Here is a 4,998-nt window from a genome sequence, read left to right on the forward strand (position 1 = left end):
AAGGCGTACAGCGCGAGGACGCCCACCAGTGAGAACCCGAGGACAGAGGTCAGGTAGGTGCGCCAGTGCTGGTCGGCGTCGGGATCCACCCCGGTCAGCCGGTAGACCAGCCGCTCACCGGCGAGGTGCCGGGGGCTCTCGTAGACGTACGCCAGGTAGCGCCCCATCGGCGGCACGGTCAGCGCGAGCAGGCCACCCAGGACGGCGACCTGGAGCAGCGCGGGGAGGACGGAGCTCACCGGTCGAGCCTCCTGGCGAGGAGGGCGAGGCCGACGAAGAACGCGACCACGAGCAGGGTGAAGAAGAGATCGGGCATGGCTCATTCCTACGACCGGAAGAGCCTGCTCCCCACCCGTCTTGATGCATCCCTGATGCCCACGGGCCTCGCGTTGACGCTGTCCTGATGCCGGAGATCAGGCGCGCGGGATGTCGACGTTGAGGTCGCCGCCGGGCTCCACGACCTCGTAGGCGCTCGGCTCGTCGAGCGCCCGGCTGAGGGTGGGCACGGCGTGCAGCTTCACGTCGTACGACGACAGCGCGCGACGGTAGGCGCCGACGTGCTCCCAGCGGGTGGAGAGCACCCAGAGCTCCGGGTCGTCCACGTTGCGGCCCACGGTGCCGGCGAGGTATCCGGGCCGGGCGGCGAGCGCGGCGTGGGCGGCGTCGAGACCGGCACGGAAGCCGTCGGCGTCGGCGGCGGGGACACGGAACCTCGAGACGACCAGCACCCGCCGATCATAGGGACCGTCCCCTCCGCTCGTGCATCGAGTTGACAACCGTTCTCATCTTGCTGAGAATCGTTCTCATGTTGGCTCCGCGTGTCCTCCCCCGTGTCGTCCCGGTCGTCGCGGTCGGCGCCCTGGTCCTGGCCGGGTGCGGCGCCCCCGGAGGCTCCTCCGCCGAAGGGTCCCAGCGCCGGGCCGTGGCCGCCTTCTTCCCCCTCGCGTGGGTCACCGAGCAGGTGGCCGGCAGCGACTGGGAGGTCACCAACCTGACGCGGCCCGGTGGCGAGCCCCACGACCTCGAGCTGGGCATCGCGCAGACGGCCGATCTGGAGGACGCAGGCGTCGTCGTCTTCGAGAGCGGCTTCCAGCCGGCCGTCGACGACGCCGTGGACACCGTCGCGGAGGGCGTCGTCGTCGACGCCGCCGAGGTCCTGGACCTGCGCTCGCTCGAGGAGCAGCACGCGGGCGACACGCAGTCCTCCGACGAGCACGGTGCCGACGACCACGGTGCCGACGACGGCCACGACCACGGGGACACCGACCCGCACTTCTGGCAGGACCCCTTGCTGATGGCCGATCTCGCCGACGCGGTCGCCGGCGGGCTGGCCGAGGTCGACCCGGACGGCGCGGCGTCGTACCGCACGAACGCCGAGGACCTGCGCACCGAGCTCGAGCGGCTCGACGCAGACTTCACCGAGGGGCTGGCCCGGTGCGAGCGCAGCACCGTGGTCGTCACCCACGAGGCGTTCGGCTACCTCGAGCGCTACGGCCTGCACTTCGAGGCGATCACCGGGCTCTCCCCCGACGCCGAGCCCACGCCGGCCGTGCTGGCCGACCTGCAGGACCTGATCGCGCAGGAGGGCATCACCACCGTCTTCTCCGAGCGCCTCGCCTCGGCGGCCATGGCCGAGAGCCTCGCGTCGGACACGGGTGTGCAGACCGCCGTGCTCGACCCCCTCGAAGGACCGGGCGAGGGTGACGACGCGGGCGACTACGTTGCTCTCGTGCAGCAGAACCTCGCCGCTCTCCGGCTGGCCAACGGATGCTGAACGTCGCCGGCCCCGTGGTCGTCGAGGCCCGGGACGTGACCGTCGCCATCGGCGGCCGACCGGTCCTGCGCGGCAACGACCTCGTCGTGCACGAGGGAGAGTTCGTGGTCCTGATGGGGGCCAACGGCTCCGGCAAGAGCACCCTGGTGCGCGCCCTCACCGGGCTGCGGCCCCTCACCCAGGGCTCCGTGCTCCTCTTCGGCACCCCGCTGTCGGACTTCCGCTCCCGGCACCGGATCGGCTACGTCCCGCAACGCGGGACCGCGACCGGCGGCGTGCCGGCCAGCGTGCGCGAGGTCGTGGCCTCCGGGCGGCTCACCCGCCGCGGCCTGCTGCGGCCCACGAGCCGAGCCGACCGCGCGGCCATCGACGACGCCCTCGAGGTCGTCGGGCTCGCCGGCAAGGCCGGCGACGGTGTCTCCACGCTGTCCGGCGGTCAGCAGCAGCGGGTCCTCATCGCCCGCGCGCTGGCCGGGGAGCCCGAGCTCTTCTTCCTCGACGAGCCGACTGCCGGCGTCGACCTGCCCAACCAGCAGGCCCTCGCCGACGCGCTCGGCACCCTGTCGGGACGCGGTGCCACCGTCGTCCTCGTCGCGCACGAGCTCGGGCCGCTCGCGCCGCTCGTCGACCGGGCCGTCGTCATGCGCGACGGCCGGATCGCGTACGACGGCCCCCCGCTGTCGCACGAGGACGTGCACGGCCACCACCACCCGGTCGACGCCCGGCACGACCACGTGCCCCACGTCGGATCGCCCTTCGACACGCTGTCCCACGACGACCGGGGGGATGGACGATGAGCCTCGCCGAGCTGCTCGACCTCCTGCGCCACGACTTCATGCAGCGTGCCCTGCTCGCCGCGCTGCTGACGGGTCTCGCCGCCCCCGCGATCGGCACTTTCCTGGTGCAGCGGCGACTGGCCCTCCTCGGGGACGGCATCGGGCACGTCGCCGTCACCGGCGTCGCGCTGGGACTGCTGACCGGGACGTCACCCACGTGGACGGCGGTCGTCGTGGCCATCCTGGGTGCCGTGCTCATCGAGGTGATCCGCGAGCAGGGGCACACCAACGGCGACGTCGCCCTGGCCCTGCTCTTCTACGGCGGGTTGGCCGGAGGCGTCCTGATCACCGGCCTCGCCGGCGAGGGGGCCGCCAGCCTGCAGGTCTACCTCTTCGGCTCGGTCACCAGCATCAGCCCGACCGAGGTCTGGTACACCGCCGGCCTGGCCGTCGTCGTCCTGACCCTCACGCTCGGCCTCCTCCCCCAGCTCTTCGCCGTCGCCTCCGACCCCGAGTTCGCCCGGGTCGCCGGGCTCCGGGTCCGCTCCTACAACCTGCTCGTCGCCGTGCTGGCCGCGGTGAGCGTCACCGTCGCGATGCGCACCGTCGGCCTGCTGCTCGTGTCGGCGCTGATGGTGGTGCCGGTCGCCACGTCCCAGCAGCTCGCGCGGTCCTTCCGCTCGACGCTGCTCGCGGCGATGGTGCTCGGCGGCTTCGCGGCCGTCGGCGGACTGGTCCTCAGCGCCTGGCTGTCGGCCCGGGCGACCGTGGCCCCCGGTCCTTCGATCGTGCTGCTGGCGCTGGCGATGTTCGCCGCGACCTGGCCGGTGGGGGTCTGGCTGCGCCGGCGCCGACGCCTCACGAAACCCTTCCCGATCCTGACCCTCGAGGAGCCGGGCGCTCCGGAGGCGCACCGGGTCGCCGGACACGACGCGGGCGACGACACCGGTCACGACCACGGCGAGCACGCCCACCTGCACGGCGACGCCTGCGGCCACCCCGCCGTGCGGCACGGCGACCACGTCGACTACGTCCACGACGGGCACCGGCACGCCCCCCACGGAGAGCACTATGACGAGCACTGACCCGCAGCCCCAACCCCTGCGTCCCACCCGCCAGCGGATCGCGGTGACCGAGGCGCTGGCGTCGCTCGACGACTTCCGCAGCGCCCAGGAGATCCACGAGCTCCTCGAACGGCGAGGCGCCAAGGTCGGCCTCGCCACCGTCTACCGGACCCTCCAGCGGCTCAGCGAGTCCCACGAGGTCGACATGCTGCGTACCGAGGACGGCGAGGCCGTCTACCGCCGCTGCTCGGGCACCCACCACCACCATCTCGTGTGCCGCGAGTGCGGCGCCACGGTGGAGATCGAGGGCCCGGCCGTCGAGCGCTGGACCAACGCCATGGCCGCCGAGCACGGCTTCGCCGACGTCTCGCACACACTGGAGATCTTCGGCACCTGCCCCCGGCACTGACCCCGCGCGGCACGCGTACGCCGCATGAGCGGTGACCCCGGCCGGGGCGCCGCCGCGGGGCCGGGGCGCCGAGCGGAGCGGTCAGCCACCCACATTCCACGGTCCACGAAGGTGGCCTGCTCACCCAGGCCCGGCGCGCCTCGGAAGACACGCGACTCGGGCGGTCAGCCCGCCACATTCCACCGCCCGACAATGTGGGCTGCTCACCGCTCCCCGGGACTCCGACGAGCGGCCGCAACGAGCGGCCGCGACGAGAGCCCCGGGGGCCGGGGAGGGCTCAGGGCTGGTTCGGCAGGGCCCCGCCGTAGCGGCGGTCGCGGCGGGCGTACTGCTCGACGGCCGCCCAGAGGTGGCGGCGATCGACGTCCGGCCAGAGCACGTCGGTGAAGACCAGCTCGCTGTACGCCGCCTGCCACAGCATGAAGTTCGACAGTCGCTGCTCCCCCGAGGTCCGCCACACCAGGTCGGCGTCGGAGAGCTCCGGGACGTAGAGGTGCCGGGCGAAGGTCCTGGCGTCGATCTTGTCCGGGTCGAGGCGCCCCGCTGCCACCTCGCGACCCATCGAGCGGGCGGCGTCGACCAGCTCCGAGCGGCCGCCGTAGTTGACGCACATCGTCAGCGTCAGCACGTCGTTGTCGCGCGTCAGCTCCTCGGCGACCTTCAGCTCCTTGACCACGGACTTCCACAGCCGTGGAGCGCGCCCGGCCCAGCGCACCCGTACGCCCAGCTCGTGCATCTCGTCGCGGCGCCGGCGGATGACGTCGCGGTTGAAGCCCATCAGGAAGCGGACCTCGTCGGGCGAGCGCGACCAGTTCTCGGTGGAGAAGGCGTAGGCGGAGATCGCCCTGACGCCGATCTCGATGGCACCCTCGACGACGTCGAAGAGGGAGTGCTCACCCTGCTCGTGCCCCCGGGTGCGCGGCAGCCCCCGGTCCTTGGCCCAACGACCGTTGCCGTCCATGACCACGGCCACGT

General features: G+C 72.9%; 7 protein-coding genes. 4 read left to right on the forward strand and 3 right to left on the reverse strand.

The window, feature by feature from the left end; genetic code table 11:
* Window positions 1-239: potassium-transporting ATPase subunit KdpA (locus tag ACXJKL_RS14220; protein ID WP_457207697.1), on the reverse strand; the 239-nt coding region annotated here is incomplete at its 3' end.
* 174 nt (window positions 240-413) lie between these two features.
* Window positions 414-728 carry an antibiotic biosynthesis monooxygenase gene (locus ACXJKL_RS14225; RefSeq protein ID WP_457207698.1) on the reverse strand — a complete coding sequence of 105 codons (315 nt, stop codon included), beginning with the start codon at window positions 726-728 and terminating at the stop codon, window positions 414-416.
* Between the two features lie 77 nt (window positions 729-805).
* Here ACXJKL_RS14225 and ACXJKL_RS14230 point away from each other — a divergent pair, with 77 nt between their 5' ends.
* The 4 genes from ACXJKL_RS14230 to ACXJKL_RS14245 are packed head-to-tail and all read left to right on the forward strand — an operon-like array spanning window position 806 to window position 4,023.
* Window positions 806-1,774 (forward strand): metal ABC transporter substrate-binding protein, encoded by a 969-nt coding sequence (locus tag ACXJKL_RS14230; protein WP_457207699.1) that lies wholly within the window; start codon window positions 806-808, stop codon window positions 1,772-1,774.
* A complete protein-coding gene (locus ACXJKL_RS14235) occupies window positions 1,768-2,571 on the forward strand; it encodes a metal ABC transporter ATP-binding protein (RefSeq protein ID WP_457207700.1) in 804 nt (267 codons plus the stop codon). Before ACXJKL_RS14230 ends, ACXJKL_RS14235 begins: the two co-directional genes overlap by 7 nt.
* Complete coding sequence (locus ACXJKL_RS14240; protein ID WP_457207701.1) at window positions 2,568-3,635, forward strand: metal ABC transporter permease; 1,068 nt, start codon at window positions 2,568-2,570, stop codon at window positions 3,633-3,635. Before ACXJKL_RS14235 ends, ACXJKL_RS14240 begins: the two co-directional genes overlap by 4 nt.
* Entirely contained in the window at window positions 3,622-4,023 is a 402-nt protein-coding gene (locus ACXJKL_RS14245; RefSeq protein WP_457207702.1) for a Fur family transcriptional regulator, read from the forward strand. Before ACXJKL_RS14240 ends, ACXJKL_RS14245 begins: the two co-directional genes overlap by 14 nt.
* 277 nt (window positions 4,024-4,300) lie before the next feature.
* On the opposite strand, the gene uppS is transcribed toward ACXJKL_RS14245, so the two are convergent.
* Window positions 4,301-4,996, reverse strand: coding sequence for a polyprenyl diphosphate synthase (gene uppS, locus ACXJKL_RS14250; RefSeq protein ID WP_457207703.1), 696 nt, complete (start codon window positions 4,994-4,996; stop codon window positions 4,301-4,303).
* Window positions 4,997-4,998: the final 2 nt, after the last annotated feature.

This window comes from Nocardioides sp. P5_C9_2 (assembly GCF_054049555.1).

Coding starts and splice junctions, on each gene's coding strand:
- ACXJKL_RS14235 (WP_457207700.1), top strand. CDS start 1,768: ATGCTGAACGTCGCCGGCCCCGTGGTCGTCGAGGCCCGGGACGTGACC.
- ACXJKL_RS14245 (WP_457207702.1), top strand. CDS start 3,622: ATGACGAGCACTGACCCGCAGCCCCAACCCCTGCGTCCCACCCGCCAG.
- ACXJKL_RS14230 (WP_457207699.1), top strand. CDS start 806: ATGTTGGCTCCGCGTGTCCTCCCCCGTGTCGTCCCGGTCGTCGCGGTC.
- ACXJKL_RS14240 (WP_457207701.1), top strand. CDS start 2,568: ATGAGCCTCGCCGAGCTGCTCGACCTCCTGCGCCACGACTTCATGCAG.